The sequence below is a fragment of the Klebsiella terrigena genome, from assembly GCF_012029655.1.
GTDB lineage: Bacteria > Pseudomonadota > Gammaproteobacteria > Enterobacterales > Enterobacteriaceae > Klebsiella > Klebsiella terrigena.
In genome coordinates this window covers 1,738,287-1,758,562 of record NZ_CP050508.1, presented here as the reverse complement: position 1 = coordinate 1,758,562, position 20,276 = coordinate 1,738,287, and the positions used below count along the sequence as shown (strand labels likewise).

Genomic DNA, 20,276 nt, shown 5'->3' with positions numbered 1-20,276 from the left:
ATCGCCAAGGGAAAAGCGTGAAAAATGAGCGCAGAAAAGAGATAAACCGACCGTTTACACCTCCAGGGATCCTGCGCTCACCGGTTCGGAACTATCCGGCCGCCTTAACGCGTTCGTCGCGCGATAGCAGCAGCTCGGTGAGGGAGTGATGGCGGGCAACCGCACCGTGGAACTGCGGATGCTGGCAATCTTCAGCCACCGCTATCGTCGGAATACCCGCGGCCCGGGCGGCCTGAAAGCCGCTGGCGCTATCTTCGATAACCAGGCACTGCTCCGCGCGGAGGTTGAGCTTGCGCAGGGTTGAGAGGTAGACCGCCGGGTGCGGCTTGCCCCACGCTTCGTCGTCGGCGCTGGAGATCGCATCGAACCAGGGGCGCAGGGCGAGCTTATCCAGCACGGCGGCAATCACCTGATGGGACGAGGAGGTCGCCAGCGCAATCTTATAGCCGCAGCGGCGGAAATGGGCTAAGGCGTCATTGACCCCCTCCATCGCCTCGCCGCTGGCGGTAATCAGGCCGGTGACCCGCTGCAGGATAGTCTGCTGCAGGCGCTGCGGCGCGACGCTGAGCCGGCAGTGGCGGCACCAGATGCGCGCAATGTCGTCCAGCCGCTTGCCTTTGGTCAAGGTTTCGCACTCCTCGACGCTGACCGTCGCGCCCAGCGATGCCAGGGCCTCCATCTGCGCCTGGCGCCATAGACCTTCCGAGTCAATCAGCACGCCGTCCATATCAAAAATTACCGCTTTAATACTCATCATCCACCTCAGGCGGGCCGCGATATTGCTCACGCGGCCCGTAGACTATCATCAGGAAAATTCGACGCTTTTACCGCTGCCGGCCGGCTGCTGGCTAAAGCCCGGCTGCTCGACGCGGATAAACGCGCAGAGGAAGAACGCCAGCACGTACAGCGCGGTGTAGGCGATAACCACCCCGATGGTGCTGTAGTACGGCAGCAGAACCACCGCTATCGCCGGGGCGAGGAAGTTGGAGAGCCCCGCCGACAGGTTATAGACCGAAATGGCCGCCCCTTTATGCTTTGGCTCAAGCGCCGGGAACACGGCGGCCATCGGCACGAAGGCGGCAACAAAGATCCCCAGCGCAACCGCCGGGATCAGCGCCATGGCGAAGTTATGCCCGAAGTGCTGCGGAATGTAGTAGAAGGCAAGGCTCGACAGCGCCATGCCGACGCAGCCAAACCAGCGCACCACTTTGATCCAGCCCAGCTTCTCGCCGAGGATCCCCCACAGCACGTTGGAGAAAATGGTGGTGAAGAAGAACACCGCCCACACCTGCAGCCACTCCGAGGTGGTGAAGCCCAGCTCGTCAACAAACATCAGCGGCATAATGACCGCAAAGCCGAACAGCGACAGGGTGTTGATAATACGCACCATGCTGGAGAGCAGAATATTGCGATTGCTGTAGAGCAGCGTGACCGCGCGGCCCAGCTCGGCAAACTTCTCGCGGGTGGTCAGGTTTTGCATATGCCGCGGCGTTTCGATTTTGCGCAGCGCGACCATCGCGATGACGCCGCCGGTGATGCAGAACGCCAGCGCCAGCCACAGCGTACCGAGCTCGCCGATATGCGGGATGGTAAAGCTCGGGATGTAGCTGCCGAACACGCCGATGCCGATGGAATAGACCGCCCAGAACCAGCCCAGCGCCGAGCTGGCGCTGTCGCTTTTGACGTTGTGAATAATCGCCACGATGAACGAGTAGAGGAACAGCGGATAGGCAAAGCCGCGAATGCCGTAGAACAGCAGGATCAGCGGATAGTTAGCGTGTCCGAGGCCAAAAATCAGGAACAGAACGTGGAACACGCACCACAGCACGAAGCCGATCATCATCGTTTTCTGCGGGGTGATGATCTCCGCCACCACGCCGGAAATCCACGCCGAGAGCGCGGCGGCCAGGCCGTACAGCGTAAAGGCGAAAGAGGCCTGCGCCGGGGTGAAGCCCAGCTCTTTGATATAGTGCGAGAGAAAAGCCAGCTCGAAACCGTCGCCGGTCATAAACACGGCGATAGCAATGTATCCCCATATCAGATTCAGGGGCAGACCGAGCCACTGTTTATTGGTTGTGGACATAATGACCTCGTTTGCAGGGTACAGGAGTTCGCTCCGATGACGCCACCGGAGCGGTTGTTCTACCCCTCATCGTTCAGGCCGCAGGCGCCTTGCCTTCCCGCGGCCCGAATTCGTTAGGGTATGTTATTGATATTTAGCGCTGACGGTAATTCAGGTCGTTGAGATATAAGGTTTTAAACTGCGCATAGCGCTGCATCAGTGCCTGATGGCGGGCCGGCGTTGTGCGCCAGGTCTGCCAGACTTCCGGCTTTTCGCACACCGCGGCCAGCGGTTTCCCTGCCGCCAGGCAGGCCAGCCGCGCGGCCCCCAGCGCGCCGCCGGTTTCGCCCCCTTTGTGAGTGACCACCGGCATCGCGAGAATATCCGCCAGCAGCTGGGCCCAGAACGGGCTTCGGGCGCCGCCGCCGACCAGCGAGCACTGCTCAATCCGCGTGCCGCTCTCCTTCAGCACCTGCAGCCCGTCGTTGATGCCAAAGCTCACGCCCTCCAGCACCGCGTAGCCCAGCTGCGCGCGCAGGCTGGAGTGCGTCATCCCCCAAAACATCCCGCGAGCGTCGGGGTCGTTATGCGGGGTGCGTTCGCCGGAAAGGTACGGCAGGAAGAACGGCGCACTGGCTTTCTCCTCCTCGCTGAGCTGGGCAATCTCCTCCAGCAGAGCGACCTCGGTGGTGCTGGTGAGACGGCAAAACCACTGCAGGCAGCTGGCGGCGCTGAGCATCACGCTCATCTGATGCCACAGGTTCGGCAGCACGTGGCAGAAGGCGTGAACCGCCGACTGCGGCGCCGGACGATAGGCGTCGGTGACCACGAACAATACGCCGGAGGTCCCGAGCGAGATAAAGGCATCCCCCGGCGAGACCGCCCCAACGCCAATGGCGCTGACCGCGTTATCGCCCCCGCCGCCGGCCACCACCACCGACGCGTTCAGCCCCCAGCGCTCCGCCACCTGCGGATCGAGGGTTGCTGAAACCTCGCAGCCTTCGACCAGCGTCGGCATATGGCTGCGCGACAGGCCGCACTTGTCCAGCAGCGCATCGGACCAGTCGCGCTTCGCCACGTCCAGCCACAGCGTCCCGGCGGCGTCCGACATGTCGGAGATTTTGCGGCCGGTCATCCGGTAGCGGAGATAATCCTTCGGCAGCATCACCGTCGCCGTGCGCTGGAAGTTGGCCGGCTCGTGGCGGCGCACCCACAGCAGCTTAGGCGCGGTAAACCCCGGCATCGCCAGGTTTCCCGCCACCTGGTGCAGCTCGGGGGCGGCCTCCTCAAGCTCGCGGCACTCGTCGGCGCAGCGGGTGTCGTTCCACAGAATTGCCGGGCGGATCACCTCCCCGCGCTCGTCCAGCAGCACCGCGCCGTGCATCTGCCCCGAAAGGCCAATCGCCTTGATGGCCGACCAGTGAGGGCCGCACTTTTCCCGCAGGGTGGTCATCAGATATTCCGTGGCTTCCCACCACGCCTGCGGCGCCTGTTCTGACCAGTGAGGATGGGGCCGCTGAATGCTCAGCGGTGCGCTATGGCTGGCGACGACGTCGTTGTTCTCGTCAATGACCAGCGCTTTCACTTCCGACGTGCCAAGATCGATCCCTAAGTACATAGCCACCTCTTACTTAATCAGCGTATAAACTGCGGCAATCTTCTCGCGCAGCAGCGCCAGGAAGTCCTCGTTCTCCGCCAGCGCGCCGAACAGCGCCCGGTCTTTGGCGTAGACGGCGATCGGGTCGCTGGCCTCAAACATCTCGTGCACCGCCTGCGCGTCGAGGATCCCGTCCTGGTATTGATACGGCAGCGTTCCCTTATGCCACTGCTCCATAAAGACGAAGAACAGCGCCGGGAGCATCGCCGTCGCCTCCGGACGCGCGCCGCGCTGGTAGCACTCCTGCAGGGTCGGGGCGATCATCGCCGGGATTTTAGAGAAGCCGTCCGCCGCCACCCGCTGGTTGGTGTCCTGGATGTAGGGGTTGGTAAAGCGCTTGAGCACCACGTCGCGATAGGTCGCGAGGTCGATACCGTTATCGCCGAGGCACGGGATCACGTCTTCGGTGACGTAGCGATCGGCAATGGCGTAGATGAACCCGGTGAGCGTGCTTTCGTGGATATAGCGCTGGCCGATCAGGGTGCCCGCCCAGGCGATGCAGCTGTGCGAGGCGTTGAGAACGCGAATTTTCGCCTCTTCGTAAGGGATAACCGAGTCCACCATCTCGACGCCAACGGCTTCCAGGTTCGGCCGTTCGGCGCGGAAATTATCCTCCACCACCCACTGAATGAAGCTTTCGCCCATCACCGGCGCCCTATCGTCAATACCGGTTTGCGCTTTGATGCGCGCCGGCAGATCCGCCGCCGGGCGCGGCGTGATGCGGTCAACCATGGTGTTCGGGCAGTTCGCATTCGCCGCCAGCCACTCGACCAGCGCCTGCCTGCCGGTTAGCTGCAGGAACTCCACCAGCCCGTCGTGAAAGCGCTCGCCGTTGTGGCGGACGTTATCGCAGTTCAGCAGGGTCAGCGGCCCGGCGTTATCCGCCATGCGCTTTTCCAGAATACGCGCGATGGTGCCGTAAATGGTCTTGCAGTCGCCCTGCAGGTCGGCAAGCAGATCGGGGTTGCTGGTCTCCAGACAATGGCCGGTATTGAGGTAGTAGCCCCCTTCGGTCACGGTGAAGGCAATCACCTTAGTCTGTGAGTTAGCCCCTTCGTCAATCAGCGGCTGCAGCCCCTTCTGCCACGCCAGCAGCTTCTGAATTGAGGTGATTTCTTCATATTCGCGCTCGCCTTCCGGGCTGACGGTCTCCAGCACGTAGCGCCCGCCCTGCGCGGCCAGCGCCTGCACCACCTGCTCGGCATCGTCGCGAATATTGCCCGCGGCGATATGCCAGCGCTTATCGCCGCTGGCGATCAGGCGATGCAGGTACCACGCCTGATGCGCACGGTGAAAAGAACCCAAACCGATGTGAAGCCATGTGTATTGCTGATTCATATTCTGATCTCCTTGAGTGATGTGGCTCACTGTAGATGATCATTTGACCCAATTAAGAGCCGTAGATCACAAAAGAACAATTACCCAAACAAATTACAAATGACCAAATAAGAGCAAAAGCTTGCCTGTTTTCTGAGCCGCGGCCAAAATGCTGCTAACAGTCAACATCAGCGGGCCTGCAGAAAGACGAACGTCTCACCGTGGCCGCAAACTTAAGGCAGGGAACCGTGAGTAAAGAAGATGACATCAGGCTGGACCAGAAGGTCCGCGCCGCGTGGATGTACTACATTGCCGGCCAGAATCAGAGCGAGATCGCCAGCCAGCTCGGCACCTCCAGGCCGGTAGTCCAGCGGCTGATTGCCGCGGCGAAAGAGGAAGGTATCGTCTCGATTGGGCTACATCATCCGGTAGCAAACTGCCTCGACTACGCCCAGCTGCTGCAGGAAAAATATCAGCTTATCGACTGCAATATCGTCCCGGCCTACAGCGAGGAGAGCACCCTCGACAGCGTGTCGTTCGGCTGCTACCAGCTGATGGCCCGCTATCTGCAGGACGATAAGGCCAAAATCATCGGCATTGGCTCCGGGCTGACGCTAAAGAAAACCATGCAGCGCATCGATTTCGACAGCTTCAACACCCGCTGCGTGGCGCTGATAAGCGCGATGGATGCCGACGGACAGTGCAACTACTACGACGACGTTCCCCTGCTGCTGGCGCGGAAAATTCAGGCCAAATATTACCAGTGGCCGGCGCCGCGCTACGCGCAAACGGCGGACGAGCACCGGATGTGGTGCACCAGCCGGCTGTTTCAGAGCGTGTCGGGCGTCGCGCAGCAGGCGGACGTGATTTTCGTCGGCATTGGCCCGCTGGGCACGCAGAGCCCGATCTTCAAGGACGGATTTATTAATCAGGCGCAGCTGGACGAGCTGACGGCGCAGGGCGGGATCGGCGAGATCCTCGGCCGCTTTATTGATGCCGAAGGCGGCGTGGTGGAGAGCAATATCAACCAGATGATCACCAGCTACGATATCCGCCACAACCGCTGCCCGCGCATTGCGGTGGCCTGCGGCGAATACAAGCGTCCGGCGATTCTGGCCGCGCTGAAGGGCGGCTGGATCAACGGCCTGGTGACCGATGAACACACCGCCCGCTGGCTGCTAACGCGCTAGCGCCCGCGCGGCGCTCAGATAAGCTCCCGGCTGCCGATCAGCAGCGGCGGAATTTCGACCAGCTGCTTAGCGGCATCGCCGGAATCGATAATGCCGAACACCGCCTCCAGCATCGCCGGCACGTTCTGCTGAACCATGTCGATATCGTGCCCCAGCAGATAGACGAAGGGATCCCAGTCAAAGCAGCCCATCGGCGGCTGCCCGGTGCCGGTCAGGCCCCGCTGGGCCAGCCAGCGGACGACCCCTTCAAGCGAGATGGTGGAGTTGACGAAGAAGCCCTGCAGATGCTCATCCGGCGCGCCGAAGCGGGCCTGCATACTGGCCTCAACTTTGCCTTTCGAGTAGCCGGGGGCGAGAATATTTTCCGCCGGTACGCTCAGGCCGCGCGCCCGATGCGCGTCGTGAAAGCCGCGCAAGCGCTCAAGGGTGTTGTGGTCGCTGCTGCGTCCGCCGACGAAGGTCAGCGGTGCGAGGCTGCCGTGCCGGCGCAGGCTGTTGTCGAGGATTTTATCGGTCAGCGCCCGCGCCCCGGCGTAGTTATCGGAAATCACCGACGGCGCAATGGTGCCCGGCAGGTCAAGGTTGACAGTGGGCACGCCCGCCTGCTGGCACAGCTCGGTAATTTTGTCCGGGTTGGTCGCCCCGGTCGCCACCACCCAGTCCACCTGCCATGAGAGCATCGCCTTCACGGCTTCAATCTCCAGCTCCGGGCGGCGACGGGTACAGGTAATAATCGGCAGCAGGCCGCGCTCGCGCGCCATCTCTTCAAAGCTTTCGGCCACCGATCCGAAGTAGCGGTTATCATATTTAGGAACGATCATGCCGATCACGTGGGATTTTTTACTGCGCAGCATGCTGGCCTGGCGGTTGATCGCATAGCCCTGCTCTTCGGCAATCCGGGTAACCTTCTCCGCCAGCTTCGCGCTGATACGGCGCTTTTTCCAGTTGCCGTTGAGGATCGCGCTGACCGCGCTTGCCGAGACGCCGGATAATTCCGCCAGATCGTAGATAGTGATTTTTTTCATTTTCCCAACTTGCGTCACAAATTCATTTCGCTGTTAATTTACCCACTTGCTCAATCGATGAAGCTGGCGCACATTAGCTTCATCGATTGAGCTACCACTATGCTCCCCGGCGCGCCAGGTCGCACGCCGCTCAGTATCCAGCGTATATAAATAAATGATGCTGATATTCAAAATCTTAGCAAGATTTAGTGCCTGACTCCAACGCTGGTCCCGGCTTATTGCGGGCCAGATCGATTTACCAAAATAGACTCGGTGAAGGATTATAAAATGAACCACTCTGTATCCTCTATGAATACTTCTCTCAATGGTAAAGTCGCTGCGGTGACCGGCGCGGCTTCCGGTATCGGCCTTGAATGCGCCAAAACCCTGCTCTCGGCGGGCGCGAAGGTGGTGCTGATCGACCGTGAAGGCGAAAAGCTCAATAAGATTGTGGCCGAACTGGGCGAAAACGCCTTTGCCCTGCAGGTGGATCTGATGCAGGGCGAACAGGTCGATAATATTCTGCCCGGCATTCTTAAGCTGGCGGGCGGGCTGGATATCTTCCACGCCAACGCCGGCGCCTATATCGGCGGGCCGGTGGCCGAAGGCGATCCGGACGTGTGGGATCGCGTGCTACATCTCAACACCAACGCCGCCTTTCGCAGCGTGCGCAGCGTACTGCCGCACCTGATCGCACAGAAGTCCGGCGATATCATCTTCACCAGCTCCATCGCCGGGGTGGTGCCGGTTATCTGGGAGCCTATCTACACCGCCTCGAAATTCGCGGTTCAGGCCTTCGTGCACACTACCCGCCGTCAGGTGTCGCAGTACGGCGTACGCGTCGGCGCGGTCCTGCCTGGCCCGGTGGTGACCGCCCTGCTCGACGACTGGCCGAAAGAAAAAATGGAGGAGGCGCTGGCCAACGGCAGCCTGATGCAGCCGATTGAGGTGGCTGAATCCGTGCTGTTTATGGTGACCCGCTCGAAGAACGTCACCGTGCGCGACCTCGTTATCCTGCCTAACAGCGTGGATCTCTAACTCTTCAATCAGGCTGGCTAAAGGATGGCTCTATGAACTGCGATACACCAACCATTATTGGCGTCGATGTCGGCTCGGGCAGCGTGCGGGCGGGCATTTTCAACCTCAATGGTGAACTGCTCGCCCACGCGACGCGGGAGATTACCCTCTTTCGCAGCGCGGGCAGCATGGTTGAACAATCCAGCAGCGAGATTTGGCAGGCGGTGTGCGATTGTATTAAAACCGCGATCGCGCGCGCCGGCGCCACGCCGGGCTCGGTGGCGGGCATTGGCTTCGACGCCACCTGTTCGCTGGTGGTGGTCGGTGAAAACGACGCGCCGCTGGCGGTAGGTCCTTCAGAAGACCCCAACCGCGACATTATCGTCTGGATGGATCACCGCGCGACCGGGCAGGCAGAAAAGATTAACGCCACCCGCCATCCGGTGCTGCAGTACGTCGGCGGCATTATCTCGCCGGAGATGGAGACGCCGAAGATACTGTGGCTGAAGGAGAACCGCCCGCAGACTTATCGGCAGGCGCGACACTTTTTTGACCTCGCGGACTACCTGACCTGGCGCGCCACCGGCGACGAGGCCCGCTCGGTCTGTACCGTCACCTGTAAATGGACCTATCTGGCCCACGAGCAGCGCTGGGATGCCGACTACTTCCGCCAGATTGGGCTCGCCGAGCTGGCGGATGAAGACTTTGCGCGCATCGGCCAGCGCATTGTCGATCCGGGAACGCCCTGCGGCAGCGGCCTTACCGCCGTCGCCGCTCAGCAGATGGGCCTGCCCGTCGGAACGCCGGTGGCGGTTGGCATGATTGACGCCCACGCCGGCGGCATTGGCACCGTTGGGGTGCTCGACGGCGCGCTCAGCAATATGGCCTACGTGTTCGGCACCTCCTCCTGCACCATGACCACCTCGCAGGAGGCTATCTTCGTACCCGGCGTCTGGGGTCCGTACTACTCGGCGATGGTGCCGGGCTTCTGGCTTAATGAAGGCGGCCAGAGCGCGGCCGGCGCCGCTATCGACCGGCTGCTGAGCTTCCATCCGGCGGCGCACGAGGCCCGCCAGCTGGCGCAGGAGGCCGGGCTGCCGCTGCCGGTCTATCTCGCGGACCGGGTGCTGGCCCGCATGGAGAGCCCCTCCGAGGCGGTACACCTCGCCGCTGGCCTGCACGTGGTGCCCGAATTCTTAGGCAACCGCGCCCCGCTGGCGGATCCTGGTGCCAGGGCGATCGTTGCCGGGCTGGGAATGGAAGGGGATATCGATAATCTGCTGGCGCTGTACGTGGCCGGGCTGTGCGGTATCGGCTACGGCCTGCGGCAGATCCTTGATGCCCAGGAGGCCTGCGGCGTGCGCAGCGAGAATATCGTGATTAGCGGCGGCGCGGGGCAGCATCCGCTGGTTCGCCAGCTGCTGGCTGATACCTGCGGGATCCCGGTGATGAGCACCGAGTGCAGCGAGCCGGTGCTGTTGGGTTCGGCGATTCTTGGCGCCGTTGCCGGCGGGGTTTGCGCGTCGCTGCCGGAGGCGATGAAGCGGTTTACGCGGGTGGACAGGACCTATGGCAGCGCGACGCAGTATCAGGGGGTTCACCAGCGTCGCTATGAGGCTTATTTGGCTTTGCAGAAGACGGCAAGGCTGATAAGGGAGTAGCGGCGGGTGGCGTTCGGTGGGTTTAAGGAGGAGTCGGTCTGGCTCCCTGAGGTTTGGCGGTCGCCGCGGCTGAGGATATTTTCTTGCTGCGCAGGATGTTGCAGCCCATCGTCGTCACATGAGGTTTGGTGTTTGGTGGTAGCCACGGCGGAGGATATTTTCCTGCTGCGCAGGATGTTGCAGCCCGTTGCCGTCACATAAGGTTTGGTGGTCGCCACGGTGGAGGATATTTTCTTGCTCCGCAGGATGTTGCGCTCCCCGGCGGTTTCCCTGCCCCATGTATCCTAAAGCGCAGGGAGCGCACAGGGGGCGGCCCATCGCCGCCGCCCCCTGTACCCCCGGGCTCCGGCCAGCCAAAATCGCCGCTGCGCGGTCCCTTCGACCGATGCCGTCAGGCTGTCGGGTCGGGCCGAGGTAACGTCCCTGTAAATCACGGCCCTCAGCCCGCATCCATGCGGGCTGCCCCGGCCTGCCAGCAGCGTCTCAGCGATTTTGAGGCCGATAACACCCGCGGTTTCAGCTGGCTTCAGAGCATTCGATAAACGACATTCAAAGACATAAAAGACACAAAAGACATGCCTAGGCTATGGTTACCTTGCCGTCGAGATAGACGTCCTGCACGGCGTTGATCAGCTTCACGCCGTCGGCCATCGATTTTTTGAAGGCTTTACGTCCGAGGATCAGCCCCATGCCGCCGGCGCGCTTGTTGATGACCGCCGTGCGGACGGCATCGGTCAGGTCCGTTTCGCCCCCTGCCGCGCCGCCGGAGTTAATCAGCCCCGCCCGCCCCATATAGCAGTTCGCCAGCTGGTAGCGCACCAGGTCGATCGGGTTGTCGGTGGTCAGCTTGCTGTAGACGCGGTCGTCGGTATAGCCGAAGCTAACCGCCTTATAGCCGCCGTTATTTTCCGCCATTTTCTGCTTCACGATATCCGCGCCAATGGTCGCCGCGAGGTGGTTAGCCTGCCCGGTCAGATCGGCGGAAACGTGATAATCGACGCCATCTTTCTTAAATCCCGGATTGCGCAGATAGGCCCACAGCACGGTGACCAGCCCCAGCTCGTGCGCGCGTTCGAACGCCGCGGAGATCTCTTCTATCTGGCGCCGCGACTCTTCAGAACCGAAATAGATGGTCGCGCCCACCGCCACCGCGCCCATATTAAAGGCCTGCTCAACGCTGGCGTACAGCGTCTGGTCGAAGGTGTTCGGGTAGCTCAGGGTCTCGTTGTGATTCAGCTTAACGAGGAACGGAATGCGGTGCGCGTAGCGGCGCGATACCGAGGCCAGCACGCCGTAGGTTGACGCCACGCAGTTACAGCCGGCTTCAATCGCCAGCTCAACGATATTTTTCGGATCGAAGTACAGCGGGTTGGCGGCAAAAGAGGCGCCCGCCGAGTGCTCCACGCCCTGGTCAACCGGCAGGATCGACAGGTAGCCGGTGCCGGCCAGGCGCCCCGTATTGTACAGGGTCTGCATATTACGCAGCACCGCCGGCGGACGATTGTTATCCACCATCACCCGGTCGACGTAATCCGCTCCCGGTAAATAGAGCTGATCGGCTGGAATAGTCATACAACGGTGCTGTAACAGGCTGTCGGCATCTTTGCCAAGCAACTGCGTAATATCAGTCATAGCAATAACTCCCGTAAGGCCGGCCGCAGCCGGCGTCAATTATCCTGACCCAACTTTTTTGGGCAGGTTAAGCCTGGTACCGACTTAGCAGATTTTCCAGCCGGGATCGCATTTTTTCAGCAACTTCTGCTGGCACGATTCAGATACGAAAAAGTGTTAGCTTGCTCAAACAATCGCCTCAATGGTATTTCAAAGGTATTATCAAATGGTACTCTCAATGCGTACCTTACCTGTCATGAAGGATCTCCAAATGAAAACTACAGCAAAGCTGTCGTTCATGATGTTCGTTGAGTGGTTTATCTGGGGAGCGTGGTTTGTTCCCCTGTGGCTGTGGCTAAGCAAAAGCGGCTTCAGCGCCGGCGAAATTGGCTGGTCCTATGCCTGTACCGCCATCGCCGCTATTCTCTCCCCGGTGCTGGTCGGCTCGCTGACGGACCGCTTCTTCTCCGCACAAAAAGTACTGGCGATTCTGATGTTCGCCGGGGCGATACTGATGTACTTGGCCGCGCAGCAGACCACCTTCAGCGGCTTCTTCCCGCTGCTGCTGGCCTACTCGCTCACCTACATGCCGACCATCGCCCTAACCAACAGCATCGCCTTTTCCAACGTTGCCGACGTCGAGCGCGATTTCCCGCGCATTCGGGTCATGGGGACCATCGGCTGGATCGGCTCCGGCCTGGTGTGCGGCTTCTTGCCGGGAATGCTCGGCCTGAGTGATATCTCGCCCACTAACGTACCGCTGCTTATCGCCGCGGGAAGCTCGCTGGTGCTGGGTATTTTTGCGCTGTGCCTGCCGGATACGCCGCCGAAGAGCACCGGCAAGCTGAGCCTGAAGGTGATGCTGGGGCTGGACGCGCTGATCATGCTGCGCGACAGGAACTTCCTCGTCTTTTTCTTCTGCTCGTTCCTCTTCGCCATGCCGCTGGCCTTCTACTACATCTTTGCCAACGGCTATCTCAGCGAATCGGGAATGAAAAATGCCACCGGCTGGATGACTCTCGGCCAGTTCTCTGAAATCTTCTTTATGCTGGCGCTGCCGTTCTTCACCAAGCGCTTTGGTATTAAAAAGGTTCTATTGCTTGGTCTTATTACCGCCGCCATCCGCTACGGCTTTTTCGTCTACGGCGCGGCAGATAACTATTTCACCTATACGCTGATGTTCCTCGGTATTCTGCTGCACGGCGTCAGCTACGACTTCTATTACGTCACCGCCTATATCTACGTCGATAAAAAGGCGCCGGTGGCGATGCGCAACGCCGCCCAGGGGCTAATCACCCTCTGCTGTCAGGGATTCGGCAGCCTGCTGGGCTACCGCCTCGGCGGCGTGATGATGGAGAAAATGTTTGCCTACCCGACGCCGGTTAACGGCCATACCTTTAACTGGGCTGGGATGTGGACGTTCGGCGCCATAATGATTGCCGTTATCGCCGTCCTGTTCATGGTGTTCTTCCGCGAGTCGGATAAGGAGATCACCACCATTGACATCGATACGCAGGATGCTGCGCTTACACAAGAGGAAGTCAAATGAAAGCAGAACGTATTCTCGGAGCCCTTTACGGGCAGGCATTAGGGGATGCGATGGGCATGCCGTCGGAGCTATGGCCAAGATCGCGGGTGAAGGCCCATTTCGGCTGGATCGACCGCTTCCTGCCCGGTCCGGCGGAAAACAATGCCGCCTGTTACTTTGCCGAGGCCGAGTTCACCGACGACACCTCAATGGCCCTGTGCCTCGCCGATGCCATCATCGAGTGCGACGGGCGGATTGTTCCCGATACCATCGGCCGCCACATCCTGCGCTGGGCGGAGGAGTTTGACGCCTTTAATAAAAACGTCCTCGGACCGACGTCGAAAATCGCCCTCAAGGCCATTCGCCGCGGCACGCCGGTGAGCGAACTGGAGAATAACGGGGTGACCAACGGCGCGGCCATGCGCGCCTCGCCGCTGGGATGCCTGCTGCCGACCGGCGACCTCGACGCCTTTATTCACGAGGTCGCCGCCGCCTCCAGCCCGACGCATAAATCTGATTTAGCCATCGCCGGCGCGACGGTCATCGCCTGGGCCATCTCACGCGCCGTTGACGGCGCAAGCTGGTCCGCCATCGCCGACGCGCTACCGGCCATCGCCGGGCACGCCCAGCAGCTGCGCACCACCACCTTTAGCGCCTCGCTGGCCCTGCGCATTGAGCTGGCGCTGCGCACCGTTCGCGGCGCGGGTGGAGTCGAGTCCGCCTGCGAGCAGCTTTATCAGCTGGTGGGGGCCGGAACCAGCACTATCGAATCCGTGCCCTGCGCCGTGGCGATGGTTGAGCTTGCCGGAACCGACCCTAACCGCTGCGCCGTGCTTTGCGCCAACCTTGGCGGCGATACCGATACCATCGGCGCGATGGCTACCGCCATCTGCGGGGCGCTAAACGGCATATCGGCCATCGATAGCCGGCTCAAAGCGCGTCTGGACGAGGTCAACAGGCTCGACTTCACGCGCTACGCCGACGCTCTCAGCCGTTACCGCCAGCAGCGGGAGGCGCAATGAATAGCCGTCAGCTGAGCGATAAGCTCGCCACCCTCACCGCCTCCCGACCGGTGACGGTTATCGGGGCCGCGGTGATCGACGTCATTGCCGACGCCTACGCCCTGCCGTGGCGCGGCTGCGATATCGAGCTGCAGCAGCAGAGCGTCAACGTTGGCGGCTGCGCCCTGAATATTGCGGTGGCGCTAAAAAGGCTGGGCATCGCGGCGCAAAACGCGCTGCCCATCGGCGAAGGCGTGTGGGCAGACATCATCCGCAATCGCCTGGCGCAGGAGGGAATAACCAGCGTTATCACCCGCGCCAGCGGCGATAACGGCTGGTGCCTGGCGCTGGTGGAGCCGGACGGGGAGCGCACGTTTATGTCCTTCAGCGGCGTCGAAAACCAGTGGTGCGACGACTGGCTCACGCCGCTCAGCGCCGGGCCCAGCGCCCTGGTCTATCTTTCCGGCTACCAGCTGGCCTCCCCCAGCGGCGAGCGGCTGGTGGCGTGGCTGGAAAAGCAGCGTGACGTCACGCCGTTTATCGACTTTGGTCCGCGCATTGCCGATATCCCCGCGGCATTAATGGCGCGCCTGATGGCGCTGAAGCCGCTGGTTTCCGTTAATCGTCAGGAGGCGCTGATTGCCGCCGAGGCCAACGGCTTCTCCGCCGAGGTAAGCGAGTTCGGCGCCGCATGGCTGAAGAAGTACGGCGCTCCGCTGATCGTCCGCCTGGATAAAGAAGGCGCGTGGTATTTCAGCCCGCAGGCCTGCGGTGAGGTCGCGGCCTTCCCGGCGACGGTGGTCGATACCATCGGCGCCGGGGACAGCCACGCGGGCGGCACTCTGGCCGGACTTGCCGCCGGCTGGAGCCTGCAGGAGGCGGTGACGCTGGGGAATGCGGTGGCGGCATGGGTGGTCAGCCACCGTGGCGGCGACTGCGCCCCGGATCGCGAAGCCCTACTCCTCGCACACAAAGACGTATAGATCGCTGCGGCAGTAGCTAATGCTGTATTCGATAGGGTGCTGGTGCTGATCGAGGGCAACCTGTTTGATCACCAGCACCGGGATCGCGCTATCCATCTGGATATGCGACTGAAACTCGGCATCCGGCATGCGGGCGCTGACCCGGGAGCGGGTACGCTGGGGGAGGATCTGCTGGCTGCGGAAGTAGTCGTACAGCGAGACGCTGATCGCCTCGACGTCGTGGATAAGGTGCGCGGGCACCCACGACTCTTCGAGCGATACCGCCGCGTCATCCACGTAGCGAATGCGCTTGAGTATAAACACGTCGCTGCCGGCGGCAATCGCCAGCTGCTGCGCGACCTCCTCCGGGCATTTGACGATCCGCTTGTTGACCCACAGGGTGTCGGGCTTTTTGCCGCGCAGCACAACCTGCTGGGTAAAGCCGCGCGCCTCCTTCAGCGAATACTCGAAAATATTGTTAACCCGGGTGCCGTAGCCCTGGGCGCGGGTGACCACGCCTTCATCTTCCAGCATCCGCAGCGCCTTGCGCACGGTGATGCGCGACACGCCGGTGAGCTGGCTCAAATCGCGCTCGCCGGGCAGGATATTGCCGTTTTCCAGCCAGCCGCTGCGCACGGCGTCTTTGATGGTGTCAGCAAACCTGATGTACAGCGGCACGTTATCCTCCGCGGCCATGCGTTCAACGAGCTGGTGAATCAACCGGGTATGCGCCTGTTCCATTTGTCTTTTCCTGACTGAAATCTGGCGTCAGTATATCAGGCTTACCACCAGGCGTGGAAATGATGCACCGGGCCAATCCCCTGCCCCACCTCCAGCGAATCCGCCTGCGCCAGCGCTGCGGAGAGCCAACCTTTGGCCTCGGCGACGGTTTGTCCCCAATTGTCGTAGCGCGGGCGCAGCGCGGCCAGCGCGGCGGAGAGCGTACAGCCGGTGCCGTGAGTATTTTTGGTGAGGATCCGCGGGGCGGTGAAGCGCTGCTCGCCTTCGGCGCTAAAGAGCCAGTCCGGGCTTTCGGCATCATCGAGATGACCGCCCTTCATCAGCACCGCGCCGCAGCCCAGCGCCAGCAGCGCCCGGCCCTGCTCGAGCATCTCTTTTTCATTGCGTGCGTGCGGCGCATCCAGCAGCGCCGCGGCCTCCGGCAGGTTAGGCGTTATCAGCGAAACCTGCGGCAGCAGCCGGGTGCGCAGCGTCGCCACCGCCGATGCTGACAGCAGCGGATCGCCGCTTTTCGCCAGCATCACCGTATCCAGCACCACGTTGGCGATCCGATAGCGCGCCAGCCGCTCCGCCACGGCCTCGACGATATCCGTCTCCGCCAGCATGCCAATCTTGGTGGTATCGATACGGACGTCGCTGAACACCGAGTCCAGCTGGGCGGCAACAAAGTCAGGCTCGATGCGGTACACCGACTGCACGCCGCGGGTATTCTGCGCCACCAGCGCGGTGATCACCGAGCAGCCGTAGGCCCCGAGGGCGGAGAAGGTTTTAAGATCGGCCTGAATGCCCGCGCCGCCGCTGGGATCGGTGCCGGCAATCGTTAAGGCATTGATTCGCTTCATTGCTGTACCTCCCCGTAGAGCGCATCAAGGAACGCCGGGGTAAAGCTGCCCGGGCCGCCCTGACGGGCAGCCCGCCCGCCTGCCAGCTTCATCAGGCCACAGGCCGCCGCGACGTTTTCCAGCCGGTCACCGGGCAGCGCCGTACTGGCAGCAACCACCGCAGACAGGGCGCAGCCGGTGCCAACAACGCGGGTCATCAGGGGATCCCCGCCGCTGACGGCGCGCGTGCGCTGGCCGTCGGTGACGTAATCCACCTCGCCGGTTACCGCCACCACCGTATTCAGCTGACGCGCCAGCGCCCGGGCGGCCGGCAGCGCCGCCGCCGCGGTATCGGTAGTATCGACCCCGCGCCCGCCGCCGCTCATCCCCGCCAGGGCCATAATTTCCGAGGCGTTGCCGCGAACGGCGGCCGGCTGCTGGGTTAGCAGGTCACGACAGAATTCGCTGCGCAGCGTGAGCGCCCCGACCGCAACCGGGTCCAACACCCACGGCTTGCCCGCCCGCTGCGCGCTGGAGACGGCCGCGCGCATGGCGTCGGCGCGATCGACGGTTAAGGTGCCGACGTTAATCAGCAGCGCATCGGCGATGGCAGCAAACTGGCTAGCCTCCTGCGGGTCAATCACCATCGCGGGGGAAGCGCCAATCGCCAGCAGAACGTTGGCGGTGAACGTCTGCACCACGTCGTTGGTCATGCAGTGAATAAGGGGGGAGTGGCGGCGAAAAAGATGTTGCAGATGCGCGATATGCGCGGGGTTCAGTGGCTCAGCTTGCATCGTTTGCTCCAGCCAGGCGATGAAGAAGCAACGACCTTGTGGTCTCTGACTTCCCTACGCTGGCATTATCCAGATCAGGTGGTACGGGTTTTTCTCAGCCTTCACAAGGAAGGGCACCCCGAGTCATGTAGATTGAATCTCTGTACTTTTTGCCAGATTAGGGGAAGTGGCTGGCTGATGCAAGCGCGCCCTTGTGGTTATCGCTTCTTCGCCTTAGAAAGGTATCTAACCCTTTTTTGCCCCCACCAAACTGGAAAAAGGAGCCGAAGCGCCTTTATCTTATCCACCCGGTGAAGATTGAGCGCTTGAATCGCTGCCGATGGTGTGCGGTAAGAATGTATCAAGTCTCAGATTGAATATAGGATGCAACGTGTACGCTGGCGCATTGCCGCTACTGGACGGCAATGCAGAACTACGTAGCGAATTACCGTTAAGGGTTATTTTATTGTGTCTTCTATCCTTCTTTCTTCGGTTTCATCCATGCGTCATCGTATTTAATATTTCCTCTGACATAATTCCATTCAATTCCACGGAATCGAAGCCCCACCACCTCGTGCATGTTAGGAGATGTACTGCCGGGATAATAAACATGTGAGAAATCAACAGAGAAAATAACAACGTTTTCAAGAGTAATTTTATAAAATTCCGTTTCTATTCCAGCCTCGATTATTTGATAGTATTTGATCACTGCTTTCTGCAGGCGTCGCCCTTCACATACAGCAATAGCAAGATAAGGACTCACTTTGTCCAGCTGCTTATGAATAGTAACGGGATCATGCTGCCGTGTTCCCGTCATGCTCCCCGTGCAGCTATCTACGCCTTGCCTTACACCGTAGCTACTATTCATGATCTCGATTGCCCCCTCACGGCCTGACGCCAAACAATCACCTATAATTTGCATTCCATTTTCATCGTAAAGGAATAAATAAGCTGGTAATGACATTTCCGCCTCCTTATTTGGTTAACTTTCCATTGCTATCAATAAAAAACTCATGAACGTACCTTTTATTATTTAACCCATAGTTGATCGCATAGGTGTGATTATTCTTCCATTTAACATTAATGCAATTATCCGGATAAGAAGAATTTAATTTATTATAACCTGAGCTAACCACTGTTCCTATTTTACCGTTTTCACTTGTATCAATAGTGTAATAGTTCAATACATCTTTATTATCTTCACTGAAACAAAGATGTTCGCCATTGATAAATGTCGTTCTGGGGTGTGGTGCAGGATTACCGCCAGGGCAACCGGAAAGAAGGAAAACTAAAGGTAGAATAGTTAATCTCTTCATGCCGGAAATCCCTTCATCACACTTCCGTATCTTTGGAGCAATGAGTAATCAGACTCTTTAGGCTCAGAATCTCGTAATGCAGGAAGATACATATAGTTTTTAAAGCCATAAGTTTTCAATAACCAATAATCGCTAACTAAAGAGGCTTGTTGTTCTAAACTGTAATGCCGAATGTCAGCTTTATCCAGGCTGTAGCTGTAATCAGCAAAACGGGAAAATAGTCCCCTTGTTCTAACAAACATTCCGTGCTGTGCTTGCCATACGTGCATCATTTCGTGCATAAATCTATGTTTTTTCTGTACGTTCGCTTCCATCGAGAAATCGTGAGAATAGGTGTCTTCCCTAAACCACATTTCACCATTTGGGCTCATAGCAACATCAATAGGCTGTAGGTTGAACGGTAAACAGCTTTCCCGATGCAGCCAAATTTGATTGTATCTGAGGCCATAGCCATAAAGCGATCTTCCTAACGCGATCTCACCCATTGTGATAAGTCTCACGCCGCCGGGGTTAATATGTGTTCCCGATGTTGCGTTAATCCTTTCATTTACAGGCATTCAAAATCCCTCTACTCTGCAATGGAATTGGTCATTTATCGTACTACTATGCAATCAAATAGAGGAAATATTTTTTCCGGGAAAGTTCTGATTATCAGCTGGTCAATGCAACTCCGGATGACAAAAGATATTGTCCTGATGCGCTTCTGATGGCCGTGGATTTAGATCTGCTTAATAGGCCATACAAGTTAACTTAAGCCCTTCGATTTTAAGCGCTGCCCCAGAGCGAGAGTCCGGACTTTCAGAGCTTTCCCTGAAATCTCCATTCCTGATAACGGCCGCACACGTGTACGATTGACACTCAAAACAACACAAAATATGACGAATAATGGAGTGGCTATAATGGTCATAAGGGAGAGACGAATGGCAGGGCTTTATAAAGTAAACTCGCATAGCGTTTATCGCGTTTATCTGAATACGGCTGACCCATTGAATGACAAAGATTGTGACCAACCGGCCTTTAATCGTCTTTCCGCTAACGCGGGGAATAGTCCTGGAGTCAGATCGTTGCGGCCAGTAGCGATAAAACTCTGGTAGTGGAAGATTAAAAATGATGAAAAAAGCACTCATTTTCACCCTGGCTGCGGTTCACCCCGCTTCTTATGCTGACGATCTCGGCTGCGCTTCCGTGGGTGCGTCAATGGAATTATCCCTGTTTGACGCTATCTCCAAGGATTTAAAAATCGATCCAGCCGCGATTCAAAGAGATAAAACGACGGTAGAGATAATCAATACGGCAACCGTATCAGAACTCTATGCAGAATCGCTGGCTAAAAGGGACCATAAAGAAAGTATTGATAAAGGCCTGGCGACAATTCCCGTGAGGGATTATTTCTCCAGCTACTATGAGAACAACGCTCGGTCCATTACCGCAAAATATACCTACACCAACGTCCGGGGCATGAAAGATATATTCATTGCCTCCAGCCTTATGAATAAAGATGAGTGTTCCATCAGATTTAATGGCTACCTTACCCTCGCCAGAGAGTTTTAATAGTTAACGGGGCTTAGGGATCTATAAAAACCTTTATTTCTTAATTAATTTTAGCGTTGTCACT

At 59.2% G+C, this 20,276-nt stretch carries 19 protein-coding genes and 1 riboswitch; of the genes, 7 read left to right on the top strand and 12 right to left on the bottom strand.

Annotated features, from left to right (window positions below; all coding sequences use genetic code 11):
* Nucleotides 1–91: 91 nt before the first annotated feature.
* The 4 genes from HCK03_RS08300 to dalD form a co-directional block, all read right to left on the bottom strand.
* Nucleotides 92–754: an HAD family hydrolase gene (locus HCK03_RS08300; RefSeq protein WP_041146417.1), complete on the bottom strand. Its 663-nt coding sequence runs from the start codon at nt 752–754 to the stop codon at nt 92–94.
* Nucleotides 755–805: 51 nt separating this feature from the next.
* Nucleotides 806–2,083 (bottom strand): RbtT/DalT/CsbX family MFS transporter, encoded by a 1,278-nt coding sequence (locus HCK03_RS08295; RefSeq protein ID WP_143717271.1) that lies wholly within the window; start codon nt 2,081–2,083, stop codon nt 806–808.
* 133 nt (nt 2,084–2,216) lie between these two features.
* Nucleotides 2,217–3,680 carry a xylulokinase gene (gene xylB, locus HCK03_RS08290; protein ID WP_143717841.1) on the bottom strand — a complete coding sequence of 488 codons (1,464 nt, stop codon included), beginning with the start codon at nt 3,678–3,680 and terminating at the stop codon, nt 2,217–2,219.
* A 9-nt stretch (nt 3,681–3,689) separates the two neighbouring features.
* A complete protein-coding gene (gene dalD / locus HCK03_RS08285) occupies nt 3,690–5,057 on the bottom strand; it encodes a D-arabinitol 4-dehydrogenase (RefSeq protein WP_041146420.1) in 1,368 nt (455 codons plus the stop codon).
* 227 nt (nt 5,058–5,284) lie between these two features.
* Here dalD and HCK03_RS08280 point away from each other — a divergent pair, with 227 nt between their 5' ends.
* A complete protein-coding gene (locus tag HCK03_RS08280) occupies nt 5,285–6,226 on the top strand; it encodes a sugar-binding transcriptional regulator (RefSeq protein WP_041146421.1) in 942 nt (313 codons plus the stop codon).
* Between the two features lie 14 nt (nt 6,227–6,240).
* On the opposite strand, the gene HCK03_RS08275 is transcribed toward HCK03_RS08280, so the two are convergent.
* Nucleotides 6,241–7,251, bottom strand: coding sequence for a LacI family DNA-binding transcriptional regulator (locus HCK03_RS08275; protein WP_041146422.1), 1,011 nt, complete (start codon nt 7,249–7,251; stop codon nt 6,241–6,243).
* A 267-nt stretch (nt 7,252–7,518) separates the two neighbouring features.
* On the opposite strand from HCK03_RS08275, the gene HCK03_RS08270 reads away from it, so the two are divergent.
* Both HCK03_RS08270 and HCK03_RS08265 read left to right on the top strand, forming a co-directional pair.
* The gene (locus tag HCK03_RS08270) at nt 7,519–8,268 is read left to right on the top strand and encodes an SDR family oxidoreductase (RefSeq protein WP_167691390.1); all 750 of its coding nucleotides are present in this window, start codon (nt 7,519–7,521) and stop codon (nt 8,266–8,268) included.
* A gap of 32 nt (nt 8,269–8,300) precedes the next feature.
* Nucleotides 8,301–9,908 carry an FGGY-family carbohydrate kinase gene (locus tag HCK03_RS08265; RefSeq protein ID WP_148250203.1) on the top strand — a complete coding sequence of 536 codons (1,608 nt, stop codon included), beginning with the start codon at nt 8,301–8,303 and terminating at the stop codon, nt 9,906–9,908.
* 579 nt (nt 9,909–10,487) lie between these two features.
* Here the strand turns inward: HCK03_RS08265 and fbaB are convergent.
* Nucleotides 10,488–11,540 carry a class I fructose-bisphosphate aldolase gene (fbaB, locus tag HCK03_RS08260; RefSeq protein WP_167691389.1) on the bottom strand — a complete coding sequence of 351 codons (1,053 nt, stop codon included), beginning with the start codon at nt 11,538–11,540 and terminating at the stop codon, nt 10,488–10,490.
* 250 nt (nt 11,541–11,790) lie between these two features.
* Between fbaB and HCK03_RS08255 the strand changes: the two genes are divergently transcribed.
* The 3 genes from HCK03_RS08255 to HCK03_RS08245 are packed head-to-tail and all read left to right on the top strand — an operon-like array spanning nt 11,791 to nt 15,031.
* The gene (locus tag HCK03_RS08255) at nt 11,791–13,068 is read left to right on the top strand and encodes a nucleoside permease (RefSeq protein WP_167691388.1); all 1,278 of its coding nucleotides are present in this window, start codon (nt 11,791–11,793) and stop codon (nt 13,066–13,068) included.
* Nucleotides 13,065–14,069: an ADP-ribosylglycohydrolase family protein gene (locus tag HCK03_RS08250; RefSeq protein ID WP_123551708.1), complete on the top strand. Its 1,005-nt coding sequence runs from the start codon at nt 13,065–13,067 to the stop codon at nt 14,067–14,069. The genes HCK03_RS08255 and HCK03_RS08250 overlap by 4 nt, the downstream gene beginning before the upstream one ends.
* Nucleotides 14,066–15,031 carry a PfkB family carbohydrate kinase gene (locus HCK03_RS08245; RefSeq protein ID WP_167691387.1) on the top strand — a complete coding sequence of 322 codons (966 nt, stop codon included), beginning with the start codon at nt 14,066–14,068 and terminating at the stop codon, nt 15,029–15,031. The genes HCK03_RS08250 and HCK03_RS08245 overlap by 4 nt, the downstream gene beginning before the upstream one ends.
* On the opposite strand, the gene HCK03_RS08240 is transcribed toward HCK03_RS08245, so the two are convergent.
* The 6 genes from HCK03_RS08240 to HCK03_RS08215 all read right to left on the bottom strand — a co-directional run bounded on the left by HCK03_RS08240 (nt 15,005) and on the right by HCK03_RS08215 (nt 19,218).
* On the bottom strand, nt 15,005–15,751 hold the full coding sequence (locus HCK03_RS08240) for a GntR family transcriptional regulator (RefSeq protein ID WP_167691386.1): 747 nt from the start codon (nt 15,749–15,751) through the stop codon (nt 15,005–15,007). The genes HCK03_RS08245 and HCK03_RS08240 overlap by 27 nt on opposite strands.
* Nucleotides 15,752–15,792: 41 nt before the next feature.
* Nucleotides 15,793–16,593, bottom strand: a complete 801-nt coding sequence (thiD, locus tag HCK03_RS08235) for a bifunctional hydroxymethylpyrimidine kinase/phosphomethylpyrimidine kinase (protein ID WP_041146430.1) — start codon at nt 16,591–16,593, stop codon at nt 15,793–15,795.
* Nucleotides 16,590–17,366: a hydroxyethylthiazole kinase gene (gene thiM, locus HCK03_RS08230; protein WP_167691385.1), complete on the bottom strand. Its 777-nt coding sequence runs from the start codon at nt 17,364–17,366 to the stop codon at nt 16,590–16,592. Before thiM ends, thiD begins: the two co-directional genes overlap by 4 nt.
* 34 nt (nt 17,367–17,400) lie before the next feature.
* Nucleotides 17,401–17,497: riboswitch (TPP riboswitch) on the bottom strand.
* Nucleotides 17,498–17,820: 323 nt separating this feature from the next.
* Complete coding sequence (locus tag HCK03_RS08225) at nt 17,821–18,309, bottom strand: Hcp family type VI secretion system effector (protein WP_167691384.1); 489 nt, start codon at nt 18,307–18,309, stop codon at nt 17,821–17,823.
* Between the two features lie 10 nt (nt 18,310–18,319).
* Complete coding sequence (locus HCK03_RS08220) at nt 18,320–18,661, bottom strand: putative T6SS immunity periplasmic lipoprotein (protein WP_143717281.1); 342 nt, start codon at nt 18,659–18,661, stop codon at nt 18,320–18,322.
* Nucleotides 18,658–19,218 (bottom strand): type IV secretion protein Rhs, encoded by a 561-nt coding sequence (locus HCK03_RS08215; RefSeq protein ID WP_167691383.1) that lies wholly within the window; start codon nt 19,216–19,218, stop codon nt 18,658–18,660. Before HCK03_RS08215 ends, HCK03_RS08220 begins: the two co-directional genes overlap by 4 nt.
* A 553-nt stretch (nt 19,219–19,771) precedes the next feature.
* On the opposite strand from HCK03_RS08215, the gene HCK03_RS08210 reads away from it, so the two are divergent.
* The gene (locus HCK03_RS08210; protein ID WP_167692406.1) at nt 19,772–20,212 is read left to right on the top strand and encodes a Shiga toxin A subunit; all 441 of its coding nucleotides are present in this window, start codon (nt 19,772–19,774) and stop codon (nt 20,210–20,212) included.
* The last annotated feature ends 64 nt before the right edge of the window (nt 20,213–20,276 follow it).